This window comes from Streptosporangium sp. NBC_01469 (assembly GCF_036227305.1).
Classification (GTDB): Bacteria; Actinomycetota; Actinomycetes; order Streptosporangiales; family Streptosporangiaceae; genus Streptosporangium.
Genome location: NZ_CP109465.1, coordinates 7,128,666 through 7,153,796 on the forward strand (window position 1 = coordinate 7,128,666; position 25,131 = coordinate 7,153,796).

Below are 25,131 nucleotides of genomic sequence, written 5' to 3' on the forward strand. Positions count from 1 at the left end.
GGTCCCCGTAGTACTCGCCGAAAATCGGGCGGATATGGCTGGATAGGCTTCTGAGCTGGGAATCTGTGGGTCTGGCGGGAGGTCGTTCTTGGCGACGCAGGTGTTCGCGGACGAGGAGCTGGAGCGCTTGCGGGAGTTCCCGGAGATTGGCAGGGACGAGCTAGCGAGGTTCTTCACCCTGACTCCGGCGGATGTCGCGTTCGTCGATCCCGGTCGGGGCCGTGGTCCGGCGGACCGGCTCGGCTTGGCCGTGGCGTTATGCACGTTGCCGTGGCTGGGGTTCGTGCCGGACAAGGTGCTTTCGGCCCCGCCGGTGGCGGTGGCCAGGCTGGCCGAGCAGCTCGGCGTCGACCCGACCAGGCTGCGCTCGTACGGGCGGCGGGCGAAGACGCGGACCGAGCATTTGCGGCTGGTGGCGAAGTATCTGGGGTGGCGGCTGCCGACCACGCTGGAGCTCAAGGAACTAGACGAGTTCCTGCTCGCCAGGGCGATGGAACACGACTCGCCGACCCTGCTGTTCCGGCTCGGGTGCGAGTACCTGATCTCGGCACGCGTGATTCGTCCGGGACTGGTGACCGTGGTCGAGCGGGTCGCCCACGCCCGCGCCGAGGCGCAGCGGGAGACGTTCGACCGGCTGGCGCACGAGTTCACCGAGGCACGGTGCGCCGCGCTGGACGGGCTACTGATCACCGATCCGGAGATCCGCATGACCCGTCTGCGGTGGCTGGCCACCGGCCCGGTGGAGGCGTCCCCGGCCGCGGTGGAGGCCGAGGTCGCCAAGCTGGAGTTCCTGCGCTCGTTGGGCGCGGACGGTCTGGACCTGTCGGCGCTGCCTGCCGAGCGGCGCAGGTTCCTGGCCACGGTCGGTCGGCGGTTGACCGCGCAGGCGCTGGAACGCCGCGATCCGCAGCGCCGGTACCCGATCCTGCTGACGATGCTGGCGCAGTCGGCGACCGACGTGCTCGACGAGGTTGTGCAGCTGTTCGACCAGGCGATCTCCGCGCGGGAGAGCAGGGCCGAACGCAAGATGCGCGATGGGCTGCGCAGCGGGGACGTGTTCGTGCCGGGCTCGCGTCGTTACTCCGACCCGGCCGCCTACCTGCTCCCACCGGACAAGTGGGTCGACCAGCGCGCGGAGTTCTGCCAGCTGGTCGGCAAACCCGCCGACCCCGACCGCGCGCTGGCTGCGGCCGCCGACGAGCTGGGTGAGGCGCTCGGCGAGCTGGAGGGAGTCCTCGCTGCTGGGGATGGCCTGGTGCGTCTGGACGACGGCGGTGATCTGGTGATCTCGCCGCTGACCGCCGAGGACGTCCCGGCCGAGGCGACTGCGTTGAAGGCGGAGCTGACCGAGATGCTGCCGTTCGCGCCGATCGTGTCGCTGCTGATCGAGCTGGACAAACGCACCGGCTACCTGGATTGCTTTACCCACGCCAGCGGCAAGCAGGCCCGCAGCCCCGAGCTGAAGCGGAACTTGATCGCAGTGCTGCTGGCCCACTCCACCAATCTCGGGCTGACGCGGATGGCCGACGCGTGCGGGATCTCCTACGACGTGCTCGCGTGGACGTCGGAGTGGTACGTACGGGAGGAAACGCTGCGCGCGGCGAACCTGGCCATCATCGACTACCACCAGCGCCTGCCACTCATCCCGATCTTCGGCACCGGCACCCTGTCCTCATCAGACGGACAGCGGTTCCCCACGCGCGGAAAGTCAGTCACCGCAAGGGCTTTGAGCCGGTACTTCGCGTCCGAGGGGCTCTCGACGTACACACACGTGACCGACCAGCACACCACCTACGGCACGAAAGTCATCGTCGCGACCAAGCGCGAGGCCCACTACGTCCTCGACGAGATTCTCAGGAACGCGACCGACATTCCCGTCACCGAGCACGCGACGGACACCCACGGGGTCACGCTGGTCAACTTCGGCTTGTTCGACCTGCTCGGCTTGCAGCTCTCCCCGCGGATCCGGGATCTGGGCAAGATCACGCTCTACCGGGCCGGATCGCGTGCGCAGGTCGAGGCCGACTTCCCGCACACCGGGCCGCTGCTGACCCGCAAGCTCAACACTGACCTGATCGCCGAGCACTACGACGACCTGCTCCGGCTGGCCGGTTCGCTAAAGTTCGGTCACGCCACCGCCTCGCTACTGGTCGGCAAGCTGTCCGCGGCCGGCAGGCAGAACGCGCTCGCCGCAGCGCTCAAGGAGTACGGGGCACTGCGGCGCACCATCTACGCCGCCCGATACCTCGCTGACCCGGCCTACCGGCGCAAGATCTCCCGGCAGCTGAACAAGGGCGAGTCGCTGCACGCGCTCAAGCGAGACCTGCTCTACGCCCACGAGGGCGCCATCCGAGCGCGGCACCTCGAAGCTCAGACCGAGCAGGCGTGGTGCCTGACGCTGGCCACCAACGCCGTGGTCGCCTGGACCACCGAGTACTACGGCCTCGCGGTCGAGTCGATGCGCAGGGCGGGACGCCGCATCGACGACGAGATCCTGGCCCACATCTCCCCGGCGCACAGCGAGAACATCAACTTCTTCGGCGCAATCGAGGTCGACATCGAAGGTGAACTCGCCCAGCTCGGCCGCTGCGCGTCCGCGACACGCTGTTCTGACGGGCTTCCCTCACGGGGCGCACTCGGCGTCGGGGGCATTGCCCCCTCAGGGGCCCCTTCAGTAGTAGGCGCCGAAAAAACAACGCTTAGCTGCGTCGGCGCTGGGAGAGGTAGGTACTCGCGGATCTTGCCGGGCACGTGCGGCCGCTGGTCGCCGAGCGAGATGCCCAAGCGTCGGGAACTGGTTGGCGATCTCCAGCGCGGTGAGGGGGCCTGGCTGGCGCTATAGCTGTGTGATCAGGCGTTCGGGGACCCAGATCGCTCACACTCCTGCTCGCGCAGCGAGCGCGTCGAGCGCCACCGCAACGCCTCTGCGAAAGTAGACAGCCTCTGTTGCAGGTGGCCGTGGAAGGCCTTCCCGTCCGGGCAGACGGCAGCAGCGGTCGGGGAGAGCTGGCCATGGGTGCGCCGCTGCCCGTACGAGGGTGAAGTCGAGATCCGGTGGGTAGCGCTCGAGCCCAGCCGAGTACGCCGTGCCGAATCCGGAACGCGAGGACTACCTGCGGACGCAGATCGCGCACCGATTAGGTTTCCGCGCCGTGCCCGTCTGTACATGTGAGATCGACTCACGAGAGGCTGGCACGATGCGGAAACTGATCTTCGGCATGAACATGAGCCTGGACGGCTACATCGCCGCGACCGGCGACGACCTCGGCTGGAGTGGGGGGGAGGGACCGGACTCATCGCCGAGCGACGAGCTGTTCCAGTGGTGGTCCGACCGGGTGGACGCGACCGGCTTGGCGCTGTACGGGCGCAAACTGTGGGAGGCGATGAGCTCCCACTGGCCGACCGCCGACAAGCAGCCCGGCGCCACACCGGCGGAGATCGAGTACGCCCGCCGCTGGCGGGACATGCCGAAGGTGGTGTTCTCCTCGACGACCAGCACGGTCGACTGGAACACCCGCCTGGTCACCGGCGACGCGGTCACCGAGATCACCAGGCTCAAGGCCGACGACGGCGACCCCATGGACATCGTCGGCGCCACACTCGCCGCAGCGGCCATGCGGGCCGGGCTGATCGACGAGTACGTGCTGGTCACCCACCCGGTCCTGGTGGGCGGCGGCACGCCGTTCTTCACGGCCCTGGACAGCTGGGTGAACCTGAACCTGGTGGAGACGCGGACGTTTCCCGGCGGCGTGGTACTGACCCGATACGAGACGAGGCGATGAGCACGGGCCAGATGCTCGGCTCGTGAGGCCAGGTCGAAATCCTTCCTGGCGTGCTCACCGTGACCCTCGGCTATGAGGGAACCTTCCCCGGGCCCTTTCTTGCGTTCCGAGTGAGCTGTTGACCGACTCGCTGAAGATGAGGGACGACAGCGTCGTTGATCATGACGATGATCTTCGGGCATAAAGATGCCCCGCCGGCAACGCCGGCGGGGCGGTGGGGTTCGCGTTGCCGCGTTGGTGTTCAGCTGGTCGGGGTGCTCATTCCGCGGTGACTTCGGTGACGGCGGCCCGCGCGCTGGACTCGTCGACGATGGGGCCTTTGTCTGATCACAGTGTCGGGGGCAGGCCCAGCCATGGTTTGTCGGTGGCGTCGAATCCGGTGAGCTCGGCGACCTTCCCGTCGACGATGTGCAGGACCGCGATGGTAAATAGCCGGTACTCCGGGTCGTCGGGGGTGCGGAGGTACAGCACGGCGGCAGGCATGCGGTTGACCGTCGTGGCGATACAGCGCCAGTCGTCGTAGCCGCGCTGGAAGAGCCCACCGGAGACCCAGCCGTCCACCGCGTCCTTGGCCGTGATGACCGAGGTTCCCGGCTCGGGCAGCATCGCGAAGCGCAGGTCGTCGCGCAGCAGGGACATCAGCCCGTCCAGGTCGTTGCGCTCATGGGCGTCGATATACGACTTCACCACGCCCCGCTCGTCATTCGACAGCTCGTGGGTGGCGGGGCTCCGCCAATCGAGGCGGCGGTCGGGCAGCTGCTCGCGCATCGTCACACGCGCCCGCTGCAGTGCGCTGGTCACCGATGCGACGGTCAGCTCGAGGGCCTCGGCGGCCTTCGACGCCGGCCAGCCGAGGACGTCGCGCAGGATGAACACCGCCCGCTGCCGCGGCGGCAGGTGCTGGACGGTGACGATGAACGCCAGCTCGATCGTCTCCCGCGCCACCACCGATTCCTGCGGGTCCTCCGGGAGCATCCGGTCGGGGTAGGGCTGCAGGTACAGCACCTCGGAGCCGGGGTCCGGCAGCTCGGACGGTACGGGTGTGCGGTCGTTGCGCTTCTCCAGGAAGTCGAGGCAGGCGTTCGTCGCGATCCGGTACAGCCAGGTCCGCAGGGCCGCGTGGCCCTTGAACGACTCCCGCTTGTTCCACGCTCGCAGGAACGTCTCCTGCGTCATGTCCTGGGCATCCTCGTAGTTCGCGAGCATCCGGTAGCAGTGCACCTGCAGCTCACGCCGGTGGCGCTCCGTGATGAGTGCGAACCGCGCCGTGTCGCCTGAGCGGACCGCCGCGAGGAACGTGGCCTCGTCGGCGCCCAGCGGTCTGGTGTCGGTCATGGTCATCAATCCTTCCACCGGTGCGAGGGCTAACAGAACTGACGACGTGGCGGAGGATTTCTGATCGGTGAAGCCGCTGACACCGGGCCGTTCGCCAGGCCGGATGGGTCGGGTCGATCCAGGGAACGTGCTCCGGGATCGGGCACACCCTCGATGTCGAGGTGGGGCCAGCACGGCTAAGCGTTGTTTCTCGGCGCCTGCTACCGAAATGCGGGCCAGTGCTTCGGCCTTCGGGCCGGGGGTGAAGGCCCGCGCGGGAGGGCCGCCAAGGTCCGAGCGTGCTTTAACGATCAGTGTTCGTCTTGTGCCCGCTCGGTGGACTCGGCGACGTGTATGGACGCCACGGCGGCGATCTTTCGCCCACGGTTGGTGACGCGGGTGATGCGCCCCCGCGTCGCTGCGTCGTTGAGCACATCGAGCACCTCGAGCACATCGGTGAACCGGCTGCGCGCTTCGGCGACGCTCATCTCTGCGGATTCCCTGCACGCCACGGCGCATGGACGCACAATTGATCCGTGCGGCTCAGGTACAACTTCCGCCTTTACCCGTCGCCGGGTCAGCGTCAAGCTCTGGCGCGGGCGTTCGGGTGCGCGCGGACGGTGTTCAACGACGGGCTGCGCCTGAGGCAGGACGCCCGGATGCGGGGCCTGCCGTACATCTCGGATGGGGAGTTGTCCAAACACGTCATCACGCGGGCCACGGCGACGCCGCAGCGGGCATGGCTGGGCGAGGTGTCGGCCGTGCTCTTGCAGCAGGCGCTCGCGGATCTGAACACCGCCTACCGCAACTTTTTCGCCTCCCTGTCCGGCAAACGCAAGGGCCGCACGGTTGCCCCACCCCGGTTTCGATCCCGCAAGGACTCCCGCCAAGCGGTCCGGTTCACGAAGAATGCCCGATTCACGGTCACGGCGGGCGGGAGACTCCGGCTGCCGAAGATCGGTGAGGTGGAGGTGCGCTGGTCGCGGTCTTTGCCGTCGGACCCGTCATCGGTGACGGTGGTCAAGGACTCGGCGGGCCGGTACTTCGCGTCGTTCGTCGTCGAGACCTCAGACGGGCCGTTGCCCGAGACGGGTCCCGAGATCGGCCTCGACCTGGGTCTCACCCATTTTGCGATCACCTCCGATGGCCGGAAGATCGCCAACCCGCGCTTTCTGCGGCGGGCGGCCAAGCAGCTCCGCAAGGCACAGAAGGCGTTGAGCCGAAAGAAGAAGGGATCGGCGAACCGGGCCAAGGCCAAGCTCAGGGTTGCCAGGGCGTACGCCAAGGTGACCGATACGCGCCGCGACTTCGCCCACACGTTGTCCACCACGTTGATCCGCGACAACCAAGCGGTGTATGTGGAGGATCTCGCCGTGTCCGGTCTCGCGCGCACGAAGCTGGCCAAGAGTGTGCATGATGCGGGCTGGTCGCAGTTCGTCGCCATGCTGGAGTACAAGGCGAAGCGATACGGCCGCCACTTTGGCAAGATCGACCGCTGGTTTCCGTCGTCGAAGCTGTGCTCGGCCTGCGAGACCATCACCGATTCGATGCCGTTGAACGTCCGGTCCTGGACCTGCCCCTGCGGGGCCGGCCACGACCGGGACGTCAACGCGGCGATCAACATTCTCGCCGCCGGGCAGGCGGAGAGGCTAAACGACTGTGGAGCGCGGGTAGGACCGGGAGCGATCCCGGCACCGCGCGAAGAAGCAGTAACCCGCCAGGAGCCGCACACGCGGCAGACCGGAATCTCCGTCCTTTAGGGCGGAGTGGATGTCAATTAGGGGCCGCATCGGCGCGCCTCCGACCGCGATGCCAAACCAGACGCCGCCTCGGCGAGGTCAGTCACCCGCGCGGCCTCGCCGAGGTCGGACAGGACGCCTAACCGACGGTTCAGACCGGCGGTGGCGCGGTCACAGCGTCGCGCTGAGCTTGGAGTTGCTTCATGTCGGCGCGCTCCTCGGCCTCGCTGGCCGGGCTCCAGCTGAGCAGCTCGCGGTCCGACGGCGAGATCATCGCGCCACCGCCCTTTCCTGGACCACTCTTAGCCGGCACAACTCCGCTCAGTGAGGCCTGTCCCGGTCGTCCTCGTCTTTGTCGATCTGCTGAGATTGTCAGATAATGGCGTATTATCTGACAACGGCAGGATCGGCTCCTGCGGGAACACCCGTGCGGGCCGTGCACCTTTCCCGCGTTTTATCTGACAACCAGGGAAACGGGCCAGATGGCGACAGACCGGCACCTCACCGCCGTGCCCGACCGTGACAACGCGGAGACGCCGGGAGGGGTGCCGACCGCCGAGGCGCTCGCCTCGTTCCTGCGCCACCTCGCTGGCCGACGCGGCCGGTCCGGCCGAATCACCTCGCCGGAGACCGTGCGCGCCTACACCTCGGCCCTGCCGACCGCGTTCACCGGGATCGTGCACCTCGGCGAGCTCGCCAGCGTCGGCCCAGACCAGCTGCACACCAACATCCGCGGCGCGTGGGGCGGCGCGGCGCCGTCGACGTTCAACGCCAAGCGGGCTGCCGTCGCCTCCGCCCTGGCCTACTTCCACGACCAAGGCTGGATCGGCGACCCGGCCGCGGTACTGCACGGCCTGGACCGAGAGCACCAGCCCAGGCCGGACGACACCCGCGTCCGCAGTCGCGAGCGGATCGACCGGCTCATCGCCGACAAACGCCGCCCGCTGGAAGACCGGACGCTGTGGGCGATGCTCTACTCCACCGCCGCCCGCGCCGAGGAAGTCCTGCGCCTGAACGTCGAAGACCTCGACCGCGCCAACCGCCGCGCACGCACCATCCGCAAAGGCGGCAAAGCCGACGAGCTGCTCTACGACATCCGCACCGCCCGAATGCTCGGCCAGCTCCTCGGCCGCCGCACCCGCGGGCCGATCTTCCTGTCCGCGCGCATCGCCCCTGACGACGGCACCGCGCCCGTACGTGACGTCGACCCGGCCAGCCGCCGCCGACGCATGACCTACCGCACCGCCGAACGCCACCTCGGCGCCGCCACCGACGGCTGGAATCTGCACGACCTGCGCCACTCCCGACTCACCCACGCCGGCGAGGACGGCGCCACCGAAGCCGACCTGATGAACCTCTCCGGCCACGAAGACCGCCGCACCCTCCAGCGCTACCTCAAGCCCAGCAAAGAAGGCACCCAGCGCCGACTCGACGGCATCGAGGCCCAGCGCGGTACCTGGACACCCAGCGCCGACGAACTCGCAGACCGCATGACCACCCGGTGATCGTGCCGCCTGCTCGGTCGGATCATCGCTGGTCAGCGCCATATCCGCTCGATTTTCGGCGAGTACTACGGGGACCCCCTCCTGTACGAAACCGCGGCCCGGGCCGAGGAGATCTTGTCCCTCAACATCGAGGACCTCGACCTGGAATTCCGACGCGCCCGCGTCACCTCCAAGGGCGGCGCCATCGAGTACGTGCACTGGGCCACCGCCACCGCCCGACTGCTGCCCCGACTGCTGCCCCGTCTGCTGGCCAGCCGCACCGCGGGCCCGGTGTTTTTGGCCGACCGGCGCGCCCCTACCTCTGGACCGCGTGCGCCCGCGGCCGCCGACATCTGCCCGGCCACGGGCCGGGGCCGGCTGTCCTACCCGCGCGCGGAGTACCTGTTGAAGACCGCCTCCACCAAGCTCGACCCGCACGGGGACGGGTGGACGCTGCATCAGCTGCGCCACTCGGCGCTTCAGCATCTTGCCCAGGCCGGCCGTACTGCACCGAAGTTGCAGGCCAAGTCCCGCCACCAGCACCTATCCAGCCTCGGCCGCTACGTACGCCTCGGCGAGGAAACCTCAGCCCGCATCACCGCCGAGCACGACCCCGCGGCCCGACGGCGCAAGCGCTGACCCGAGCGCCTGCAACACGCGGTGTGTTTCTGGCGTACTCCGGCCGACCCCCCAGTTCCGTCTGCGCCGGGAGGTCGGCCAGGCGGACACCGCGCCCGTCTTCGAGGTTGATCCCCGCGACTCCCAGTTCCGCCAGCTTCGCCACCAGGTCGGCGACCTGCTCGGGCGCCTCGGCGAACCCCGCCTCGATGTCCACCGTCACCGGGATCCCCAGCCCCGTTGTCGTCCGTGCCAGTACCAGTGTCTCCTCCCGCGTCGCCCGCCCGGCGTCCGGCTTGCCCGCCGCGGCGGCCACCCCCAGGCTCGTCGTCCCAATCGCGGCGAACCCCGCCTGCGCCAGGGCCGCCGCGGAGGCGTGATCCCACACGCAGGGAAGCAGCAGCGGCTCGCCCGCGTGGTGCAGCGCCCTGAACCGTGCGAACGTCACCGGATCACCGCCTCGATCGTCCCGGCCGCCAGGGCCAGCGCGACCTGCCTACCCGGACAGGCCCGCGGTCCCGCCCCGAACGTCAGATACTCCGGTTCGCCTTCCGTACGCGAGAGGTCCCGGCCGCGAGGCGCCTCCGGATCCCGGCCGGCCGCCGCGACGTCGAGCACCACGGTCCTTCCGTCGCCGGGCGCCCTGCGGCGCAGCGTCCGGACCGGAGGGTCGTGGCGCAGTGTCTCGTCCAGCAGTTCCTCCACCGTCCGCGCTCCGGCCGTGCACGACTCCGCCGACCCCGGTGCCGGTGCGGCGGTCAGGGCGCCGCGGACCAGGGCGACCGTGGGAGCGTACGCCTGGGCGAGCAGCCCCGCCACCACGGCCAGCCGCTCCGGAGCCGGGTCGCCCAGCAGGCGCGAGAGCCGCATCAGCCCTTCGTCGGCCGCGGCGAGATCCGTCTCATCGGGCCCGGCCCCGGGCCCCGGCAGGTAGGCCGGGGCGATCGCCGCGACGGCCCCCACGGCCCCCGGCCCGTCTTCGGCCCGTACGCCCAGCGCGACGGCCAGGACCAGCACCGGAACCAGTTCCGGGGGACAAGGGGGAGGGGCGGTGTCCCACGAGGCTAGCCGGGACGCCTCGGCGCGCAGCGCGCCCGGGTCCAGCCCGGCCAGCACCGCCGTGCCCGCGGCCCGGCGCTCGGCGTGCACGGATCCCTCGGCGAAGCGGCCGACCGCTCCGCGCAGCCAGGCCACGGTCAGCGCGAACGGCGGGCGTGGTACGGGATCGACGGTGAAGCGGGGGTCGGCCAGCACGGCCCTTATCTCGGCGGGGCGGCTCACGACCAGCGGATCGGACGTCATCGGTTCTCCTTGAGGTGAGACCTCCCCACTCGATCGAAGGGCGAAGGAGGAGGCGCGGGACCGTCACGGTCTCCACCGGGGAGCGCACGGTACGCGCCCCGCGGCTCGGCGATCCTCAGAAGGTTAGACGCCGGACGCTTCGGCACCCGCCGAAGCGTCCGCGTCCAACCACCGGCGTCCAACCACCGGCGTCCAACCACCGGCGTCCAACCACCGGCGTCCAACCACCGGCGTCCAACCACCGGCGTCCAACCACCGGCGTCCAACCGGGGCCGGTGGCTTCCCCCTTTCGTCGTCCCAGGGGCGATCACGCTCGCGCGGGCGAGGTGGCGCGGGTGACGCAGGCCGTGGCGAAGGCGGTGACGACCGGGTGCGGGCGGCTGCCGTCTCCGGCCAGCTCCGGCTGGAAGAGGGTGGCCAGGAAGAACGGATGGCCCGGCAGTTCCAGGACCCGTACCAGCCCGGCCTCGTCGTGGCCGGTGAAGCGCAGCCCGCCCGCCTCCAGCGCGGGCACGTAGTCGGCGTTGAGCCCGAAGGCGCAGGAGTATCTCTCCACGGTCTTCTCCGCACCGACAATCTTCTCGGCCAGTGATCCCGGCGTCAGCCGGACGGCGTCCTCGTGGCCCGCCAGCGAGCACGCCAGCGGCAGCAACAGGAAGTCCTCGGCGCCCGGGTCGTTCTCGGCGTGCGCGACGGGCAGGCCCAGGACGTTGCGCGCGTACTCCAGCAGGGTGTGCTGGAAGCCCCCGCAGGTGCCCAGGAACGGGATGCCGTGCTCGCGGGCGGTGCGGGCGGCGTTCACCGCGCCGCTCTCGCTGCGGTACGGGCTGCCGGGCACCATCCAGATTCCGTCGAACCCCTCAAGGGCGGTGGCCTCGGTGGTGGGGATCCAGTAGGCGTCCAGCACCAGCCCGTCGCGCTCGCGCAGCGCCTCCAGGAGTACCGGGATGCGGGCGTGAGACCGGACGGACGGTGACTTGTCGCCCACCAGGGCGATTCTCGCGGTGGTCATGCCCCGATCCTGGTCCCGGTGGCCGGGTAAGCGCCAACGATGATTCCTGGTGGGCCGATAAGCGATACTGATGCACCGTGGACCCGCACCTGCTGCGCACGTTCGTCACCGTCGCCGACCGGCGATCCTTCTCCGACGCCGCCACCGAGCTCGGCTACACCCAGTCGGCGGTCTCGCAGCAGATCGCCGCGCTGGAGGCCGATCTGGGGCTGGCGCTGCTGCACCGCCGCCCGGTGGCGCCCACGCCGGCGGGGGAGCGCCTGCTGGAACATGCCGGGCCGCTGCTGCTGCGCCACCGGGCCGCCCGCGCGGACGTGCTGCGTGCCGCCGCGGGACCGGCCGGGCGGCTGGCGGTGGTCGCCTCCTCGCTGGCCTGCACCCCGGCGATCGTGCGGAGCCTGTCCCCGGACGCCCTCGGCGGGACGCGGGTCGGGTTGCGCACCGTCGCCCGCGAGCGCGTCGCCGGGAGGTCGCCTCGGGCGCGGCCGGTCTCGGCCTGGTCGACGGGATCGCCGCCCCCAGCGACCCGCTGCGGCTCCCCGACGTGGGACCGCTGTCGGGCTTCGGGATCGCCGAGGAGGAGCTGGTGGTGGTCCTGCCCTCCGGCCACCCGCTCTCGCACCGGCACGGCCTGGACCTGGCCGACCTGACCGACGCCCTGTGGCTGCGGGCGCCGGTCGCCATACCGGTGGAGCGGCTGCGCGAGCTGGCCGGCGGGGGCGGGTTTCGCACCGGGTTCGGCTACGACGGCGAGGACGTGCGCACGGTGCTGAACCTGGTCGCCGCCGGGCACGGGCTGGTCCTGCTGCCCGCGTCCGTGGCGGCGGAGGCGGCGGGCGCGGTGGCACCGGGGGTGCCGCTGAGCTCGCCGCGCGTGGTGCACCGGGTGGAGGTCCTGTACGCCGAGGCCGCGGGCCCGGCCGCCGCGCTCGCCGCTCAGCTGCGCCAGCCGCCCTCGTCCACCCCGCCGGGCACCTCCGCCTCCGGGTCGTAGGGGGTGCGGGTGAAGACGAAGGTGTTGAGGTCCAGGTGGCTGAGGGAGCCGTCGGGCCTGCGGACCACCCGCAGGGTCTCGCCCGCGTAGTAGCCGTCCAGTCCCAGCCAGGTCCCGTCGGCCTGGGGGATGAAGCGCGAGGCCCGTCCCGCGCCGCCGGCCGGGTTGAGGGAGACGCCGCCCTCGGGCAGCAGCCGCAGCGCGTACACGCTGGGCCCCCAGTACCACGGGCCGGTAAGCTCCAGCAGGCCCGCGGTGTCGGCGACGGGCCTCCACTCCTCGGGCAGGCGCGGCTCGTGCTGGTCGAGGATCGCCAGCAGGTCGGTCAGCAGGTTGCGGCTGACGCCCGAGGTGGAGTTGGCGGTGAACAGCACGCCGACCTTGTCGGACGGGTCGGCCCACACCGTGGCCAGGAAGCCCGGCATGGAGCCGGTGTGGCCGGCCAGGCGGCGGCCGTTCACGCGGGCCAGCTGCAGGCCCAGGCCGTACCCGCCGGTCCAGGCGTCGCCGTCGTCGACGATCGCCGGTTCGCGCATCTCCGCCACGGTGTCCGGGGCGAGCACGCCCCCGGTGTCTCCGGCCACGAACGCCGCCCACCGGGCGAGGTCGGCGGGGGTGGACCACAGCTGCCCGGCCGGGGCCATGGCGACCGCGTCGTGCTCGGGTTCGGGCAGCAGCACGTCCGCCCAGGGGTGCACGGCGTAGCCGGTGGCGTGCGGCGCGCGCGGCCGGGGGGTGGTGTCGCGCATGCCCAGTGGCAGCAGGATCTCCTCGTGCACGGCCTGTGCCCAGCTCACGCCGCGGTGCCGGGCCACCAGCTCGCCCAGCAGGGCGAAGCCCACGTTGGAGTAGTGGTAGCGGCGTCCCGGCCGGTGCTTGGCCGCCTCGGGCCCGAGCGCGGCGACGAGTTCGGCGGCCGGCACGCCCGCGGTCCGCTCCCACCACGGGCCCGGGGACTCGGCGCTCAGCCCCGAGGTGTGCGACAGCAACTGGGCGACGGTCATCTCGCCGACCCGCAGGTCGGGGATGTGCTTGGCGACCGGGTCGAGCAGGTCGACCTTCCCCTCGTCGCGCAGGCGCATCACCACGGCGGCGACCAGGCTCTTGGTGATCGAGCCGATGCGGTACTGGGTGCCGGGGGTGGGAGCGGCCCCCTCCACCCGGCCCCGCGCGCCGAACCAGGCGAGCTCCCCGTCGCGCACCACCGCGGCGGTCAGCGAGGGCAGGCGCCCCTGGGCCTGCTCGACCGCGATCCTGCGCAGCAGCGCGCGAGCCGTACTCTCCAGAACCGGCGACATCAAATGGCTCCTCACCCGATACGAAATCCAACACGAAACTCAATGCGAAAAGTGCCCCCAGATTAGTGCCGTACGAGCCGGGAGAGCATCGGTGGCAGCTCGGCGCGGTGGGTGACGGTCAGCCGCCGGGTCGCCCGGGTGATCGCCACGTACAGGTCGTGCCCGCCCATGGGGGTCTGGGCCAGGATCTCGGCGGGTTCGACGACCACCACGGCATCGAACTCCAGCCCCTTGGAGGCGGTGACGGTCAGCACCGCGACGGGGGAGTCGAGGACGCTGAGGACGCCGAGGACGCTGTCGGGCGGAGGGAAGGCCGCGCGGATCGCGGCGTGGCGGGCGTCGGGGACGATGACGGCCAGGCGGCCCTCACCGATCTCGGCCAGCTCGTCCTCGACCAGGGCCGCCAGCGCGCCGAGACCGTCACGGTCACCCGGACCGGCGTGGCCGTCGCGATCGTCGCGGCTGCCGGGGGCGCCGAGGTCGAGGAGCAGGGCGCGGGGCGCGCTCCCGCCCTCCCGGACCGACTCGGGGGGTTCCTGGCCGGGCGCGACGGCCGCCAGCACGTCCGCGGCCACCCGCATGATCTCGGCCGGGGTCCGGTAGTTGACCCGCAGGTGCTCCTCACGCCGGCGGCCCCCGACATAGGGATCGAGCATCTCCCCCCAGGAGCGGGCCCCGGCGGCCGACCCCCGCTGGGCGATGTCACCCACCACCGTCAGAGACCGGGCGGGAACGCGGCGCATCACGGTCCGCCAGGCCATCGCCGAGAGCTCCTGCGCCTCGTCGACGATGACGTGCCCGTACGCCCAGCGCCGGTCGCGGCGGGCCCGTTCCGCGGTGGTCGTGGCCGGTCCCGGCGCGCGGTGGCGCTCGGCCAGCGCTCCGGCCTCCATCATCTCCTCCTCCAGCAGGCCGGTGAACTCCAGCACGCCCAGCGCGTACCGCTCCTCTTCCTCGCGTTCCTCCTCCGACGCCGCGCCGCCCGTGCCGCTTCCGCCGTTCTCATCGTTCTCGCCGTTCTCGCCGCCGATGCCGGTGTCCTCGCCGAGGAGCTCCGCCGCCTCGTCCAGCAGCGGCACGTCGCCGACGGTCCACGGCTCGCCGTACGGCTTCAGCAGGGCGGCGCGCTCGGCCCCGGACAGGCCGGGGGCGGCCGACCTGAGGGCGTCGGGTGAGGCGAGCAGGTCGGCGATCAGCTGTTCTGGGGTGAGCGGCGGCCACAGCGCGTCCAGCGCCTCGCGGACCGCCGGTTGCGCCCACAGCGTCTTGCGGGCGTACCTCAGGTCCTCCTCCTCCAGCGGCCCGTCCAGCCGGGCGGCCTCCTCCAGGGCGAGGGCCCTGAGCATGTCGATCACGAACAGCCGGCGGGCCACGTTGTGGGGGTGGCGCGCGGACCTGGCCCGGTCGCGGGCGCGCGCGCAGGTGGCGTGGTCCACGGTGAGCGTCATCCGCTCGACCACCACCTCGACCCCGTCGCGTACCGAGGTCCGTGTGACGATCGCCACCTCCAGGCCGTCGCCGGGGACGCGCTGGCGGTCGGCGAGCGCCGCGGCCACGACCCCGGCCATGCGCGGATCACCTTTGACGACGGCGGCGGCGGGGGAGTCGGCCGCGGTGGCGTGCACCCCGGGATGGAGTTCGCCCAGGCTCGACAGCACCACGTCGGTCTCGCCGAGGGAGGGCAGTACCTGGCCGATGTAGCGGGAGAACAGCGCGTTGGGGCCCACCACCAGCACGCCGCGCCGCTCCAGGGTGGCGCGGTGGGCGTACAGCAGGAAGGCGGCCCGGTGCAGCGCGGCGACGGTCTTGCCGGTGCCGGGACCGCCCTGGACCACCAGCGCGCCGGGCAGGCCCGAGCGGATCACCCGGTCCTGCTCGATCTGGATGGTGGCCACCACGTCGCCCATCCGGCCGGTGCGGGCCCGCCGCAGGGTCGCCATGAGCGCGGCCTCGCCGACCAGCGTGCGGCGGTCGCCCTCGCTCAGGCGCTCCAGGTCGAACACCTCGTCGTCCAGGCCCACCACGGCGCGGTCACGCAGGTGCAGGTGGCGGCGGCGGATCAGCGGCCCGGGGACGGCGGGGGTGGCGGTGTAGAAGGGGCGGGCCGCCGGGGCGCGCCAGTCGACGAGGATGATCTCGCGGTCGGCGTCGCGCAGGCCGACCCGGCCGATGTAGAGGGTGTCGCCGTCGGCGTTGTCGATCCTGCCGAAGCACAGGTCGCGCTCGACCCCGGACAGCTGGGCCAGGCGGCGGGCGTACTCTCCGGCGGCGACCTCCCGCTCGATCCTGGCCTGGCGCGGGCCGCCGATCTCACCGCGAGCGTGCTCGGCGCGCAGCGCGGCCAGTGTCTCCTCCCTGACGAGGTCAAGGCGATGGTAGAGCTCGCTGACATGGGCCTGCTCGACCCGTATCGCTTCGGTGAGGGCGGAATCGCGTTGACGAGGCTCCATGTCTTTGGTAGACTCCTGTCTACTGGGTTATCCGTTTCTCGCGTGAGCGCTACAGCGTAGCGCATTCTCCTTCGCGTCACCAGTACGCGTCCACCGCGACATGTGACCCCCCTCCCAGGCGCCGGTGAACACGGCGACCCATCCGCTCAGAGGTCGTTCCGCCGCACTCACGCGATGACGAGCCTTCGTACGAGTGACGACGCCGACCGGGCCGGTGGTGTGCGAGCCGGACACGGCGACGCGATGGTCGGGGGCGCGATGGCAGAGATACCCGGCGCCCGATGATTGAGCGGTTCGCTCCTGGGTCGTGCGAGTTGTCCGGGCGGCTGCTGTCGGGGCGGCTGCTGTCCGGGCGGCTGCTGTCCGGGCGGCTAGAGGAGGGTGCAGATGATGGGGGCGACCAGGACGGTCAGAGGGCCGCTGATCAGCCCGGCCGCGGCGCTGTAGGCCGCGATGGCCGTTCCGCGGCCCGGGGTGGCCGCATCGGTCAGGAGTCGCTGGAGGCGTTGGGCGACGTCCAGCTGGGCCAGAGCCAGGGTGTGAGCCGGTTGCTGCTCTCCGGGGGTGATCATCTGGACGATGGCCTGGGCGAGGACCAGATCGCCGTGATGTCGGCGTGCCTGATCGTCGGCGAGCATCTCCAGCAGCACCGACACCGCCCGCATGGCCGTTCGCGGGGCGCTGAGGATCGGGAAAGCCTGCGCCAGCGCCGCGAAGGGCAGTAGGACCAGGTCATGATGGCCGCGGGCGTGCGCGCGCTCGTGGGCCAGGACGGCGTGCACGTGGCGAGGGCTCAACCGCTCCAGCGTGCCCCGGCTGACCACGACGCGGGTTTGGCGTCCGGGCACACAGTAGGCGACGGGCCGGGCCTCGGGCAGGACGTAGGCGCCGTAGCCGCGGTCGAGGTCGGCGACCAGGTCGATCAGCAGGCGCTGGCGTCGCTGGCCGGCGGCTGCCCTGGTGAGGGTTCGCGCCGTGTGGGCCAGCAGCCAGGCCGGCAACGACAGCGACCACAGCAGCGCGGCGACATGACCCCAGCCCAGGCCGGACAGACCTCGTCCGTCGACGATCTGGTCGCCAAGGACGTGTGCGCCGTGCGGGAAGGCCGCCGCCAGCGGCGCGACCGCGGCGATCAGCCCCAGCCCGAAGGCGCCCAGGCCGGCGGACAGGCCGATGGCCTGCCACAGCACCAGCGCGGCCCGCGGACGGCGGCTCGTCCACGCGGCCGAGGCCAGCCGCACGGTCACTTGCCCGCCGAGCAGGAGGGGGAGCAGCGCGATTCCGGCGGCGAGCGTCCACGCCGTCATGGCGCCTGCCCCTCTCGCGGGTGCTGCTCGTCGTGCCGGCCTTCTCGTTGCTGCAGGGCCAGGCGCAGGGCGGCGGCGACCTCGGGGGAGACGGTCCCGACGAAGCGGTGGACCACGGCGTTGACGTTGCCCGCTTCGCTGAGGGCTTCTTGCATGACCTCCGCGACGAAGGCGTCCTTGCCGCCGCTGGACCGGTAGCGGTGTGCTCGGCCGATGCGTTCCCGGGTGACCAGGCCCTTGCGGGACAGTCGCAGCAGCACGGTCAAAACGGTCGTCACCGCGGGCTGGGACGGCAAGAAGTCAGCGAGTTGCTGGGCGAGCATCCCGCCGGGGTGCTGCCACAGGGCCTCCATGATCGAGCGCTCCAGATGGCCGAGCCGCACTGGTGACCCCTCTCTTCCTGATCGCTCCACCGTGGGTGGAAGGGTACGCCAAGGCGCCGGCGAGCTTTTCCGGGCCAGGACAACCCTCACGCCCCGGGCCGAAGCGGTGCGGACAGTTTTATGCGAATCTTCTACGCCGTGTAGAAGTATGGGGACGGCCGCCAGGCCCCGGCCACCAGGCCGGGGCATCCCCGCGCGGCGGCCCGACAGTGAGGAGCGTAGGTGTCGCAGCAACAAGACCGGCCCAAAGACAGGCGCGCCAAGATCACGGCGATGCGTGCCGCGGACGCCCGGCAGTCCGCCCGAAGGAAGAACCTCGCCGTGACCGCGGCCGTGGCGGGCGCGGTGGTCGTGGTCCTGGCCGCCTTCGTCCTCATAAGCAAGATCGGTGGCGGTGACGGAGGGGCGACCGGTGCCGTGGCCGCCGGTGAGTCGCAGCTGGTGCGGGCCGACAGCCACACGGTGCAAAGCGCCGCCGACGGCAAGGTGACCTTGGTGGAGTTCCTCGACTTCGAGTGCGAGGCCTGCAGGGCCTACTTCCCGATCGTGGAGGAGTTGCGCAAGCAGTACGCGGGCAAGGTCACGTTCGTGGTCCGCTACTTCCCGCTGCCCGGCCACTTCAACGCCGAACGCGCCGCCCGCGCCGTGGAGGCCGCCGCCCAGCAGGGCAGGTTCGAGGCGATGTACCAGCGGATGTATGAGACGCAGACCCAGTGGGGTGAAAAGCAGGTCCCGGCCGATACGGTCTTCCGCGGTTTCGCTCAAGGCCTCGCCTTGGACATGGCCGCCTGGGACAAGGCCTACAACGACCCGGCCACCTTGGCGCGGGTGAACAAGGACGTCGCCGACGGCCAGGCCCTCGGCGTGAGCGGTACGCCCACGTTCTTCCTCAACGGCACCAAGATCCAGCCTCAGTCCCGCGACGAGTTCAAGGCGGCCATCGATGCAGCACTCGCCGGCTGAACCCGTCCCCGCCGAGCACCCAGACCACCTCGAACACGGCGGCCATCAAGCAAGCCGTGAAGAGACAGGCGAACGGTGGCCCGAGGAGCCGTTCCCCCGCCTGCTGCCCTGGCTGCTGGTGATCGGCGGCGCGGTCGGGCTGCTGGCGGCGTTCGTCTTGGCCGTTGAGAAGATCGCCCTGCTGAAGAACCCGGAATACGTGCCCAGCTGCAGCATCAATCCGGTGCTGTCGTGCGGCTCGATCATGACAACTCCGCAGGCCGAGCTGTTCGGCTTCCCCAACCCGCTCCTGGGCGTCGCCGGCTTCGCCGTCATCGTGACGGTCGGCGCCGCGCTGCTGGCCGGGGCCGACCTCGGCCGATGGTTCTGGCTGGGCCTGCAGGTAGGGGTCACCTGCGGCGCGGTCTTCGTGCACTGGCTGATCTTCCAGAGCCTCTACGTCATCGGCGCCCTGTGCCCGTACTGCATGATCGTGTGGGCGGTGACCATCCCGCTGTTCTGGTACGTCACCGTGCATAACCTCGCGCGGGGCCACCTGCCGGGCGGCGGCGGCCCTGGGGTCCCGCCCGCTCGCGGGGCCCGTGTCGTGGCGGCCTTGAGGAACTATCACTCGGCCGCGATCGCGCTGTGGTTCGGCGTGGTCATCGCGCTGATCGCCGTGCGCTTCTGGTCGTTCTGGATCACCCTCATCTAATCCTCTGAGTACAGGGTTTTCTGAATTCAGGGAATCCTGTACTTTGGGGATATGTTGACGATCGCCTCCGAGATCGAGGTTCTGGCGCGCTTTGGCCGCGCGCTGGCCGATCCGATCCGCTGCCGGATCCTGCTCGCGCTGCGCGAGGCTCCCGCCCACCCGGCCGACCTGGCCGACCTCCTGGGCATCTCCCGCACCCGGCTGAGCAACCACCTGGCCTGCCTGCGTGACTGCGGCCTGGTCGTCACCGTCCCGGTCGGCCGCCGCACCCGCTACGAGCTGGCCGACCCCCGGCTCGGCCACGCCCTGACCGACCTGAGCAGCGCCGTCATCGCGGTCGCGGCCGATGCCGAGCGCACCTGCGCCGACGCTGACGAGAAGGGCTGCTGCCGATGACCGTCATCACGCTCGGCCCCACCCCGGCCCGGCGCGCCGCGCTGGCACGCCGCATCCGGCTGCTGGTGGCCGCGACCATCACCTACAACGTCATCGAAGCCGCCGTGGCCATCACCGCCGGCACCATCGCCTCTTCGTCCGCCCTGATCGGCTTCGGCCTGGACTCCATCGTCGAGGTCGCCTCCGCCGCCGCGGTCGCCTGGCAGTTCTCCGCCACCGACCACGAACGCCGGGAACGGGCCGCGCTGCGGGTCATCGCGCTGTCGTTCTTCGCGCTGGCCGCCTACGTCACCTTCGACGCCGTCCGCGCGCTGCTCGGCACCGGCGAGGCCGGGCACTCCACCCCCGGTTTGATCCTGGCCGCCCTGAGCCTGGTCATCATGCCGTTCCTGTCGGCCGCCCAGCGCCGCGCCGGCCGCGAGCTCGGCTCCGCCTCCGCGGTCGCCGACTCCAAGCAAACCCTGCTGTGCACCTACCTGTCCGGCGTGCTGCTGGTGGGGCTGGCGCTCAACAGCCTGTTCGGCTGGTCCTGGGCCGACCCGATCGCCGCCTTGGTCATCGCCGCCGTAGCGGTCAAGGAAGGCCGTGAGGCCTGGCGCGGGGACGCCTGCTGCGCCGCCCCTGCCGCCGCCCTGTCCGCCAGCACGGTGTCCGCGGCCGAGGGCTGCGCGAATGGCTGCTGCTCACCCGTCCAGGACACGCCGCAAGACAAGTGATGACCGGCCGTCCGATGCCCGCGCGGGCGGGCCGCCTACCGCGCCGAGATGCGCGCCGCCCGCACCACCACCGAGGCAGAGGCGCGGTGGCGTCACCTGGAACGGGCGCACATCGCTCCAGTGCCGCCTCGGCCTGATCAACACTCCGATGATCCAGGACACCCTGGCGCTGCCGGGGTCGGCGGACATCTGGTCATCGAGCCACTACCGCTCGTAGTGCCGACGTGCGATATGGACGGTGATGTCGGCGGCAAGCTCAACCGTCTCAGGCAGAACCTGCATGATCCGGCTGAATACGTGCTCTCGCTCCAAGGCCGGCAGTACGAGATAGGCCGAGATGGTCGAGAGATGGCCAATGTAGTCGCGGGCACTCAGGATCAAGCGCCGCTCGATCACGGACTGCTGGATATCGGTGAACCACCGCGACCGCTGGAGTTCCGTACCCGGCCACTGCATGTCGTTCTCCGGAGGCGTCCCATCGGGAGACGGAACCTCGTCGCTCGCCAAGAACTGCGACCGTGCCACGCGAACAGCTTCCTTTACAGCCGGGTCGGCCAGCTGGATCGGCCCGCCGAACGAGGCGAACACGCCCCCCGGCTCCAGCAGCGCGGCCATGCGTGACCACCGATTCTGCGGGTTGGTCCAATGCAACGCTGCCGCCGCATAAACCAGCCCGTACCTCTCGCCCGGCTGCAAGTCCTCGAACGCGGCTTGCATGGTCCTGACGTTTGCCGGCACATGCTTGCGCAGCTCGGCGAGCATGGCCCCACTGGGCTCGGTCGCGGTGACCGTGACCCCTTGTCGAGCGAACAGGCGGGTTGCCTTGCCTGTCCCAGCGCCGATTTCGAGGGCGGTCCGAACCGGCTGTGCCGCGTACTCCATCACCATGTCGAAAAGCTGCACGGGATACCCCGGCCGAAACCGTTCGTACGCTTCGGCCATCGCTCCGAAGCTCAACGCGCGACCAGACATGCCAGGCATGCCAAGCATCCTGACACACCAGGCGGTACCCGGAGCGTTCGTCGCAGTCCACGCCGCCTACGCCGCGACGCCGAAACGGGCACCCCTGGACCGCGACACCCGCCGCCCCTGGCCGCGCCATCGGCCGGCCGCTGTTCCACTCCGGCCTGCGGATCGCCGAACTCGTCAGACGCCGTCCCCGGATCCGGCGCATGGGTCAGACGTCGAGTACGGCGAGGTCGATCCGGCCGAGGCGATCCGGCTCCGCGATCACGTCGATCTCGGTGATCCCGTCCTCGGTGATCGTGAAGCTGAGCACCAGGCGCAGCCTGCCGCGCGGGGCCATCACGAGCCCGACCGCCCCGTCGACCAGCGCGGTTCCGGTGGACCAGGCCCGTTCCATCGCGGCCATCGCGCCCTTGCCCACGGAGTGGGCGCCGCGGACCACGATGGGTTCGGGGGTGGGGACGACCGCCCTGTCGGCCCGCAGCACCACGTCGGGATGGAGCAGGGCGACCAGCGCCTCGAGGTCCCCGCCGCGCGTGGCGGCCAGGAAGGCGTCGACGACTCGGCGGCGTCGGCTCAGGTCGGCGTCGGGAGCCGGGGCGACCCCTTTGACCCGGCGGCGGGCGCGGCTCGCGAGCTGTCTGGTCGCGGCCGGTGACCGCTCGATCATCGGGGCGATCTCCTCGAACGGCACGGCGAACATGTCGTGCAGCACGAAGGCGAGGCGCTCGGCCGGCGTCAGCGTGTCGAGCACCACCAGCAGCGCCACCCCGACCGAGTCGGCCGTCAACGCCTCCTGCTCGGGGTCGCCCCCGAACTCCCGGCCGATGACCGTGCCGGGCATCTGGACGTCGATGGGTTCCTCGCGTCGATGCTCGCGCGAGCGCAGCATGTTCAGGCACACCCGCGCCACCACCGTGGTCAGCCACCCACCGAGGTTTTCCACCCCGCCGGTGCCGGCGCGGCTGACACGCAGCCAGGCGTCCTGCACGGCGTCATCGGCCTCGCTGAGCGAGCCGAGCATCCGGTAGCCCACCGCCCGCAGATGGGGCCGATGCTCCTCGAAGCGCTCCGCCAGCCATTCGGGTTCGTTCACCGTGTCACATTCCTTCGCCTCCGGGGGTCATAGCGGCAGATCCGCGAAACACGAGCCGAAGGTACCGGGAGGCCGACTCCCGGCAGAAAGAATACTGGAGGAGCCATGACGGTACCCATCCTGGTCACCGGCGGCACGGGCACGCTGGGCGGGCACGTCGTCCCCCTGCTGCGGGAGGCCGGCCGCGACGTACGGATCCTGAGCCGGCGTGTCCGCGAGCCCGAAAAGGGCGTCGTGTACTTCGCCGCCGACCTGCTCAAGGGTGAGGGGATCGAGCCCGCGCTGGAGGGGGTCGAGACGGTCCTGCACCTCGCGGGCGGCACCAGGGGTGATGACAGGGCGACGCGGAACCTGGTGAGGGCCGCATCGAAGGCCGGCGTGAAGCACATCGTGTACATCTCGGTCATCGGGGCGAACACGATGCCACTGGGCTGGTTCAGGACCCAGTTGGCCGCGGAGCGGGCCGTGACGGACTCCGGTATTCCGTGGACGATGCTGCGCGCGGCCCAGTTCCACGACCTTGTCCTGAAAATAGCGGAGAAGATGGGCAAAATGCCGGTGATCCCGGTCCCGGGTGGCCTGCGCTTCCAGCCGGTCGACTCGCGTGAGGTGGCGGCCCGGCTGGTGGCGCTGACATCGGGGCGGCCGGCCGGCCTGGTGCCCGACCTCGCCGGACCGGCGGTGTACGGGATGAGGGATCTGGTCGGCGGATACCTGCGGGCACGCGGCAAGCGCCGGATGATGATGCCGATGCGGATGCCGGGAAAGGCCGGCCGGGCGTACCGGGCCGGCGCGAACCTGTCGCTCGAGGGGGCCGACGCGGGCAGGCGGACCTGGGAGGAGTTCCTGACGGAGCGGGTGGGCTAGCCGGCCCCGCTACGTCAGGGGCCCATCCGCCGTCGGTGGCGCGCCACGGGAGGCGGCCGGTGGTCGGAGGCGGTCCGGCGAAGCGGTGGCGATCGCCCCGGCCGATCTCGGCTGAGAGCGCCACGCCCACCGACCGGGGGCGCGAAGCCCGCGCCACCTCACGAGGGCGCGGGCCCCCTTGAGCGAGGTGGGCTTCACCGGGCGGGAGCCGTCGGCCGATCCCACCGCGTTCCGGACCGGGAGGTGTTCCGGGCGGTCATCGCCCCGAAGGAGAGGTGCGCGACGCCTCCTCAGGGGTGGAGGTGGATACGCTGCCCGTCGTGGTCGAGGATGCACAGGATCTCCGCCGGCCCGTCGTGGGCCCTCAGGGCGTGGGGGGTCATGGTGGAGAACTCCGCCGCCTGGCCCGTCTCGACCAGGACGGTCCGTTCTCCCAGCAGCAGCACCACGGTTCCCGACAGGACCGTGAACCAGTCCTTGCCGGGATGAACCCCCAGCTCGTCGGCGCCGTTCCCGCGGACCGGCTCGGTGATGCGCATCTTGGCCACGGTCACGCCGTGCGGCCCGGACCCCCGGCTCAGCAGCCAGGTAATCACCCCCCGCACCTCGTCACGCCGCGGCCTGATGACCACGTCCTCGTCGTCGGCGGACTCCACCAGCTGGTCGAGCGAGGTCCCCAGGGTCCGGGCGAGCGAGATCAGCTGGTCGAGGCTGATCCGCCGGTGGCCCGTCTCGATACGGCTCAGGGTGGAGGGGCTCATGTAACAGCGTTCGGCCAGGTCGTCGAGCGACCAGCCCCGGGCCAGGCGCAGCCCCCTGAGGCGCAGGCGAACGATGCCGTCCACATCACCTTCTTGCTTCATACGCAAGAGTGTATGTCCTCGGCGCAAAGCGGCGTTACCGTCGAAACATGAAGCACCAGCACGAACATCACCATTCAGCGAACGCCGCAGACGAGGCCGCCATGGCCGAACTCCTGGACCTCGACGCCGAGGTACTGCACGCCTACCTGTCCGACGTGACCGCCTGGCTCAAGGAGATGACCGGCGATCGGCCCCCGCGCCGGATCCTCGACCTGGGCAGCGGTACCGGTACCGGTACCTTCGCCCTGCTCAAGCGCTTCGAGCGAGCCGACGCGACCGCCCTGGACATCTCCCCTCACATGCTGCGCCACCTCGGGCACAAAGCCCGCGATCTCGGTGTGGCCGGCCGGGTCCGCGCCGTCCAGGCGGACCTGGGCGTGGCGTGGCCGTCCCTCGGCCCCGTCGACCTGGTGTGGGCAGCCTCGTCCATGCACCACATGGCGGACCCCCCTCACGTCCTGGCCGAGGTCTTCAAGGCGCTGCGTCCCGGCGGGCTCCTGGTCGTCAGCGAGATGGACTCCTTCCCGCGCTTCCTGCCCGACGACCTCGGCCTCGGCCGCCCCGGACTCGAAGCCCGCGTCCATGCCGCCCGTGACGGGGGACCGGCCGACGCCGCGAGCGCGCACCTGTCCCCGGCCGGCTTCACCCTCGAGGCGAAGCGGTCCTTCGTCATCGACCTGCGAGACCCCCTCCCGGCCGCCGCCCGCCGCTACGCCCAGGTGTCCCTGCGGCGTGTGCGCGCCCACCTCGACGGCCTGCTGGACGCCGGCGACCTGGCCACGCTCGACACCCTCATCGACGGCGACGGGCCCGACGGCGTTTTGCGGCGCGACGACCTCGCCGTCCGCAGCACCCGGACCGTATGGGTGGCCAGGCGGCCGTAGACG

General features: G+C 71.0%; 26 protein-coding genes. 13 read left to right on the forward strand and 13 right to left on the reverse strand.

What is annotated here, in order from left to right:
* Positions 1-88: 88 nt before the first annotated feature.
* Positions 89-2,842: a Tn3 family transposase gene (locus OG587_RS31355; RefSeq protein ID WP_329081498.1), complete on the forward strand. Its 2,754-nt coding sequence runs from the start codon at positions 89-91 to the stop codon at positions 2,840-2,842.
* A gap of 355 nt (positions 2,843-3,197) precedes the next feature.
* Entirely contained in the window at positions 3,198-3,782 is a 585-nt protein-coding gene (locus OG587_RS31360) for a dihydrofolate reductase family protein (RefSeq protein WP_329081500.1), read from the forward strand.
* Between the two features lie 327 nt (positions 3,783-4,109).
* Here the strand turns inward: OG587_RS31360 and OG587_RS31365 are convergent, their stop codons facing one another.
* Both OG587_RS31365 and OG587_RS31370 read right to left on the reverse strand, forming a co-directional pair.
* On the reverse strand, positions 4,110-5,117 hold the full coding sequence (locus OG587_RS31365) for an RNA polymerase subunit sigma-70 (RefSeq protein ID WP_329081502.1): 1,008 nt from the start codon (positions 5,115-5,117) through the stop codon (positions 4,110-4,112).
* A 290-nt stretch (positions 5,118-5,407) separates the two neighbouring features.
* A complete protein-coding gene (locus OG587_RS31370; protein ID WP_329081504.1) occupies positions 5,408-5,584 on the reverse strand; it encodes a hypothetical protein in 177 nt (58 codons plus the stop codon).
* A gap of 48 nt (positions 5,585-5,632) precedes the next feature.
* On the opposite strand from OG587_RS31370, the gene OG587_RS31375 reads away from it, so the two are divergent.
* Positions 5,633-6,856 carry an RNA-guided endonuclease InsQ/TnpB family protein gene (locus OG587_RS31375; RefSeq protein WP_329081506.1) on the forward strand — a complete coding sequence of 408 codons (1,224 nt, stop codon included), beginning with the start codon at positions 5,633-5,635 and terminating at the stop codon, positions 6,854-6,856.
* Between the two features lie 130 nt (positions 6,857-6,986).
* On the opposite strand, the gene OG587_RS31380 is transcribed toward OG587_RS31375, so the two are convergent.
* On the reverse strand, positions 6,987-7,109 hold the full coding sequence (locus tag OG587_RS31380) for a hypothetical protein (protein ID WP_329081508.1): 123 nt from the start codon (positions 7,107-7,109) through the stop codon (positions 6,987-6,989).
* Positions 7,110-7,317: 208 nt separating this feature from the next.
* Here OG587_RS31380 and OG587_RS31385 point away from each other — a divergent pair, with 208 nt between their 5' ends.
* Positions 7,318-8,340, forward strand: a complete 1,023-nt coding sequence (locus OG587_RS31385; protein ID WP_329081510.1) for a tyrosine-type recombinase/integrase — start codon at positions 7,318-7,320, stop codon at positions 8,338-8,340.
* Positions 8,341-8,421: 81 nt separating this feature from the next.
* Positions 8,422-8,958 carry a site-specific integrase gene (locus OG587_RS31390; protein WP_329094071.1) on the forward strand — a complete coding sequence of 179 codons (537 nt, stop codon included), beginning with the start codon at positions 8,422-8,424 and terminating at the stop codon, positions 8,956-8,958.
* Here OG587_RS31390 and OG587_RS31395 read toward each other — a convergent pair.
* The 3 genes from OG587_RS31395 to OG587_RS31405 all read right to left on the reverse strand — a co-directional run bounded on the left by OG587_RS31395 (position 8,915) and on the right by OG587_RS31405 (position 11,251).
* Positions 8,915-9,385 carry an isocitrate lyase/phosphoenolpyruvate mutase family protein gene (locus tag OG587_RS31395; RefSeq protein ID WP_329081512.1) on the reverse strand — a complete coding sequence of 157 codons (471 nt, stop codon included), beginning with the start codon at positions 9,383-9,385 and terminating at the stop codon, positions 8,915-8,917. The genes OG587_RS31390 and OG587_RS31395 overlap by 44 nt on opposite strands.
* Positions 9,382-10,239 (reverse strand): cytochrome P450, encoded by an 858-nt coding sequence (locus OG587_RS31400; protein ID WP_329081515.1) that lies wholly within the window; start codon positions 10,237-10,239, stop codon positions 9,382-9,384. Before OG587_RS31400 ends, OG587_RS31395 begins: the two co-directional genes overlap by 4 nt.
* Before the next feature lie 307 nt (positions 10,240-10,546).
* Complete coding sequence (locus tag OG587_RS31405; protein WP_329081517.1) at positions 10,547-11,251, reverse strand: CTP synthase C-terminal region-related (seleno)protein; 705 nt, start codon at positions 11,249-11,251, stop codon at positions 10,547-10,549.
* A 77-nt stretch (positions 11,252-11,328) separates the two neighbouring features.
* On the opposite strand from OG587_RS31405, the gene OG587_RS31410 reads away from it, so the two are divergent.
* Both OG587_RS31410 and OG587_RS31415 read left to right on the forward strand, forming a co-directional pair.
* Positions 11,329-11,901, forward strand: a complete 573-nt coding sequence (locus OG587_RS31410) for a LysR family transcriptional regulator (protein WP_329081519.1) — start codon at positions 11,329-11,331, stop codon at positions 11,899-11,901.
* Positions 11,838-12,245: a LysR substrate-binding domain-containing protein gene (locus tag OG587_RS31415; protein WP_329081521.1), complete on the forward strand. Its 408-nt coding sequence runs from the start codon at positions 11,838-11,840 to the stop codon at positions 12,243-12,245. Before OG587_RS31410 ends, OG587_RS31415 begins: the two co-directional genes overlap by 64 nt.
* On the opposite strand, the gene OG587_RS31420 is transcribed toward OG587_RS31415, so the two are convergent.
* The 4 genes from OG587_RS31420 to OG587_RS31435 all read right to left on the reverse strand — a co-directional run bounded on the left by OG587_RS31420 (position 12,188) and on the right by OG587_RS31435 (position 17,683).
* Entirely contained in the window at positions 12,188-13,543 is a 1,356-nt protein-coding gene (locus tag OG587_RS31420) for a serine hydrolase domain-containing protein (RefSeq protein ID WP_329081523.1), read from the reverse strand. The two genes, OG587_RS31415 and OG587_RS31420, sit on opposite strands and share 58 nt — an antisense overlap.
* Before the next feature lie 62 nt (positions 13,544-13,605).
* Positions 13,606-15,993 carry a HelD family protein gene (locus tag OG587_RS31425; protein WP_329081524.1) on the reverse strand — a complete coding sequence of 796 codons (2,388 nt, stop codon included), beginning with the start codon at positions 15,991-15,993 and terminating at the stop codon, positions 13,606-13,608.
* A 371-nt stretch (positions 15,994-16,364) separates the two neighbouring features.
* Complete coding sequence (locus tag OG587_RS31430) at positions 16,365-17,300, reverse strand: M56 family metallopeptidase (RefSeq protein WP_329081527.1); 936 nt, start codon at positions 17,298-17,300, stop codon at positions 16,365-16,367.
* On the reverse strand, positions 17,297-17,683 hold the full coding sequence (locus OG587_RS31435; protein ID WP_329081528.1) for a BlaI/MecI/CopY family transcriptional regulator: 387 nt from the start codon (positions 17,681-17,683) through the stop codon (positions 17,297-17,299). The genes OG587_RS31430 and OG587_RS31435 overlap by 4 nt, the downstream gene beginning before the upstream one ends.
* A 222-nt stretch (positions 17,684-17,905) precedes the next feature.
* On the opposite strand from OG587_RS31435, the gene OG587_RS31440 reads away from it, so the two are divergent.
* Genes OG587_RS31440 through OG587_RS31455 form a run of 4 tightly spaced genes read left to right on the forward strand, consistent with a single transcriptional unit; the run spans position 17,906 to position 20,452 of the window.
* Positions 17,906-18,646: a DsbA family protein gene (locus OG587_RS31440; protein ID WP_329081529.1), complete on the forward strand. Its 741-nt coding sequence runs from the start codon at positions 17,906-17,908 to the stop codon at positions 18,644-18,646.
* Entirely contained in the window at positions 18,627-19,340 is a 714-nt protein-coding gene (locus OG587_RS31445) for a vitamin K epoxide reductase family protein (RefSeq protein WP_329081532.1), read from the forward strand. The genes OG587_RS31440 and OG587_RS31445 overlap by 20 nt, the downstream gene beginning before the upstream one ends.
* A 51-nt stretch (positions 19,341-19,391) precedes the next feature.
* The gene (locus tag OG587_RS31450) at positions 19,392-19,736 is read left to right on the forward strand and encodes an ArsR/SmtB family transcription factor (RefSeq protein WP_329081534.1); all 345 of its coding nucleotides are present in this window, start codon (positions 19,392-19,394) and stop codon (positions 19,734-19,736) included.
* On the forward strand, positions 19,733-20,452 hold the full coding sequence (locus OG587_RS31455; protein ID WP_329081536.1) for a cation transporter: 720 nt from the start codon (positions 19,733-19,735) through the stop codon (positions 20,450-20,452). Before OG587_RS31450 ends, OG587_RS31455 begins: the two co-directional genes overlap by 4 nt.
* 204 nt (positions 20,453-20,656) lie before the next feature.
* Here the strand turns inward: OG587_RS31455 and OG587_RS31460 are convergent, their stop codons facing one another.
* Complete coding sequence (locus OG587_RS31460) at positions 20,657-21,394, reverse strand: class I SAM-dependent methyltransferase (protein WP_329081538.1); 738 nt, start codon at positions 21,392-21,394, stop codon at positions 20,657-20,659.
* A 235-nt stretch (positions 21,395-21,629) separates the two neighbouring features.
* On the reverse strand, positions 21,630-22,514 hold the full coding sequence (locus tag OG587_RS31465) for a sigma-70 family RNA polymerase sigma factor (RefSeq protein WP_329081540.1): 885 nt from the start codon (positions 22,512-22,514) through the stop codon (positions 21,630-21,632).
* Between the two features lie 105 nt (positions 22,515-22,619).
* Between OG587_RS31465 and OG587_RS31470 the strand changes: the two genes are divergently transcribed.
* The gene (locus OG587_RS31470) at positions 22,620-23,381 is read left to right on the forward strand and encodes an SDR family oxidoreductase (RefSeq protein WP_329081542.1); all 762 of its coding nucleotides are present in this window, start codon (positions 22,620-22,622) and stop codon (positions 23,379-23,381) included.
* A gap of 290 nt (positions 23,382-23,671) precedes the next feature.
* Here the strand turns inward: OG587_RS31470 and OG587_RS31475 are convergent, their stop codons facing one another.
* The gene (locus OG587_RS31475) at positions 23,672-24,244 is read right to left on the reverse strand and encodes a helix-turn-helix domain-containing protein (protein ID WP_329081544.1); all 573 of its coding nucleotides are present in this window, start codon (positions 24,242-24,244) and stop codon (positions 23,672-23,674) included.
* 47 nt (positions 24,245-24,291) lie between these two features.
* On the opposite strand from OG587_RS31475, the gene OG587_RS31480 reads away from it, so the two are divergent.
* A complete protein-coding gene (locus OG587_RS31480) occupies positions 24,292-25,128 on the forward strand; it encodes a class I SAM-dependent methyltransferase (RefSeq protein WP_329081546.1) in 837 nt (278 codons plus the stop codon).
* Positions 25,129-25,131: the final 3 nt, after the last annotated feature.

Excerpts from the sequence above, each read along its gene's own strand:
- OG587_RS31450 (WP_329081534.1), top strand. The coding sequence starts at position 19,392 with ATGTTGACGATCGCCTCCGAGATCGAGGTTCTGGCGCGCTTTGGCCGC.
- OG587_RS31380 (WP_329081508.1), bottom strand. The coding sequence starts at position 7,109 with ATGATCTCGCCGTCGGACCGCGAGCTGCTCAGCTGGAGCCCGGCCAGC.
- OG587_RS31475 (WP_329081544.1), bottom strand. The coding sequence starts at position 24,244 with ATGAAGCAAGAAGGTGATGTGGACGGCATCGTTCGCCTGCGCCTCAGG.
- OG587_RS31425 (WP_329081524.1), bottom strand. The coding sequence starts at position 15,993 with ATGGAGCCTCGTCAACGCGATTCCGCCCTCACCGAAGCGATACGGGTC.
- OG587_RS31480 (WP_329081546.1), top strand. The coding sequence starts at position 24,292 with ATGAAGCACCAGCACGAACATCACCATTCAGCGAACGCCGCAGACGAG.
- OG587_RS31420 (WP_329081523.1), bottom strand. The coding sequence starts at position 13,543 with ATGTCGCCGGTTCTGGAGAGTACGGCTCGCGCGCTGCTGCGCAGGATC.
- OG587_RS31370 (WP_329081504.1), bottom strand. The coding sequence starts at position 5,584 with ATGAGCGTCGCCGAAGCGCGCAGCCGGTTCACCGATGTGCTCGAGGTG.
- OG587_RS31455 (WP_329081536.1), top strand. The coding sequence starts at position 19,733 with ATGACCGTCATCACGCTCGGCCCCACCCCGGCCCGGCGCGCCGCGCTG.
- OG587_RS31460 (WP_329081538.1), bottom strand. The coding sequence starts at position 21,394 with ATGGCCGAAGCGTACGAACGGTTTCGGCCGGGGTATCCCGTGCAGCTT.
- OG587_RS31360 (WP_329081500.1), top strand. The coding sequence starts at position 3,198 with ATGCGGAAACTGATCTTCGGCATGAACATGAGCCTGGACGGCTACATC.
- OG587_RS31405 (WP_329081517.1), bottom strand. The coding sequence starts at position 11,251 with ATGACCACCGCGAGAATCGCCCTGGTGGGCGACAAGTCACCGTCCGTC.
- OG587_RS31445 (WP_329081532.1), top strand. The coding sequence starts at position 18,627 with ATGCAGCACTCGCCGGCTGAACCCGTCCCCGCCGAGCACCCAGACCAC.
- OG587_RS31470 (WP_329081542.1), top strand. The coding sequence starts at position 22,620 with ATGACGGTACCCATCCTGGTCACCGGCGGCACGGGCACGCTGGGCGGG.
- OG587_RS31365 (WP_329081502.1), bottom strand. The coding sequence starts at position 5,117 with ATGACCGACACCAGACCGCTGGGCGCCGACGAGGCCACGTTCCTCGCG.
- OG587_RS31430 (WP_329081527.1), bottom strand. The coding sequence starts at position 17,300 with ATGACGGCGTGGACGCTCGCCGCCGGAATCGCGCTGCTCCCCCTCCTG.
- OG587_RS31400 (WP_329081515.1), bottom strand. The coding sequence starts at position 10,239 with ATGACGTCCGATCCGCTGGTCGTGAGCCGCCCCGCCGAGATAAGGGCC.
- OG587_RS31385 (WP_329081510.1), top strand. The coding sequence starts at position 7,318 with ATGGCGACAGACCGGCACCTCACCGCCGTGCCCGACCGTGACAACGCG.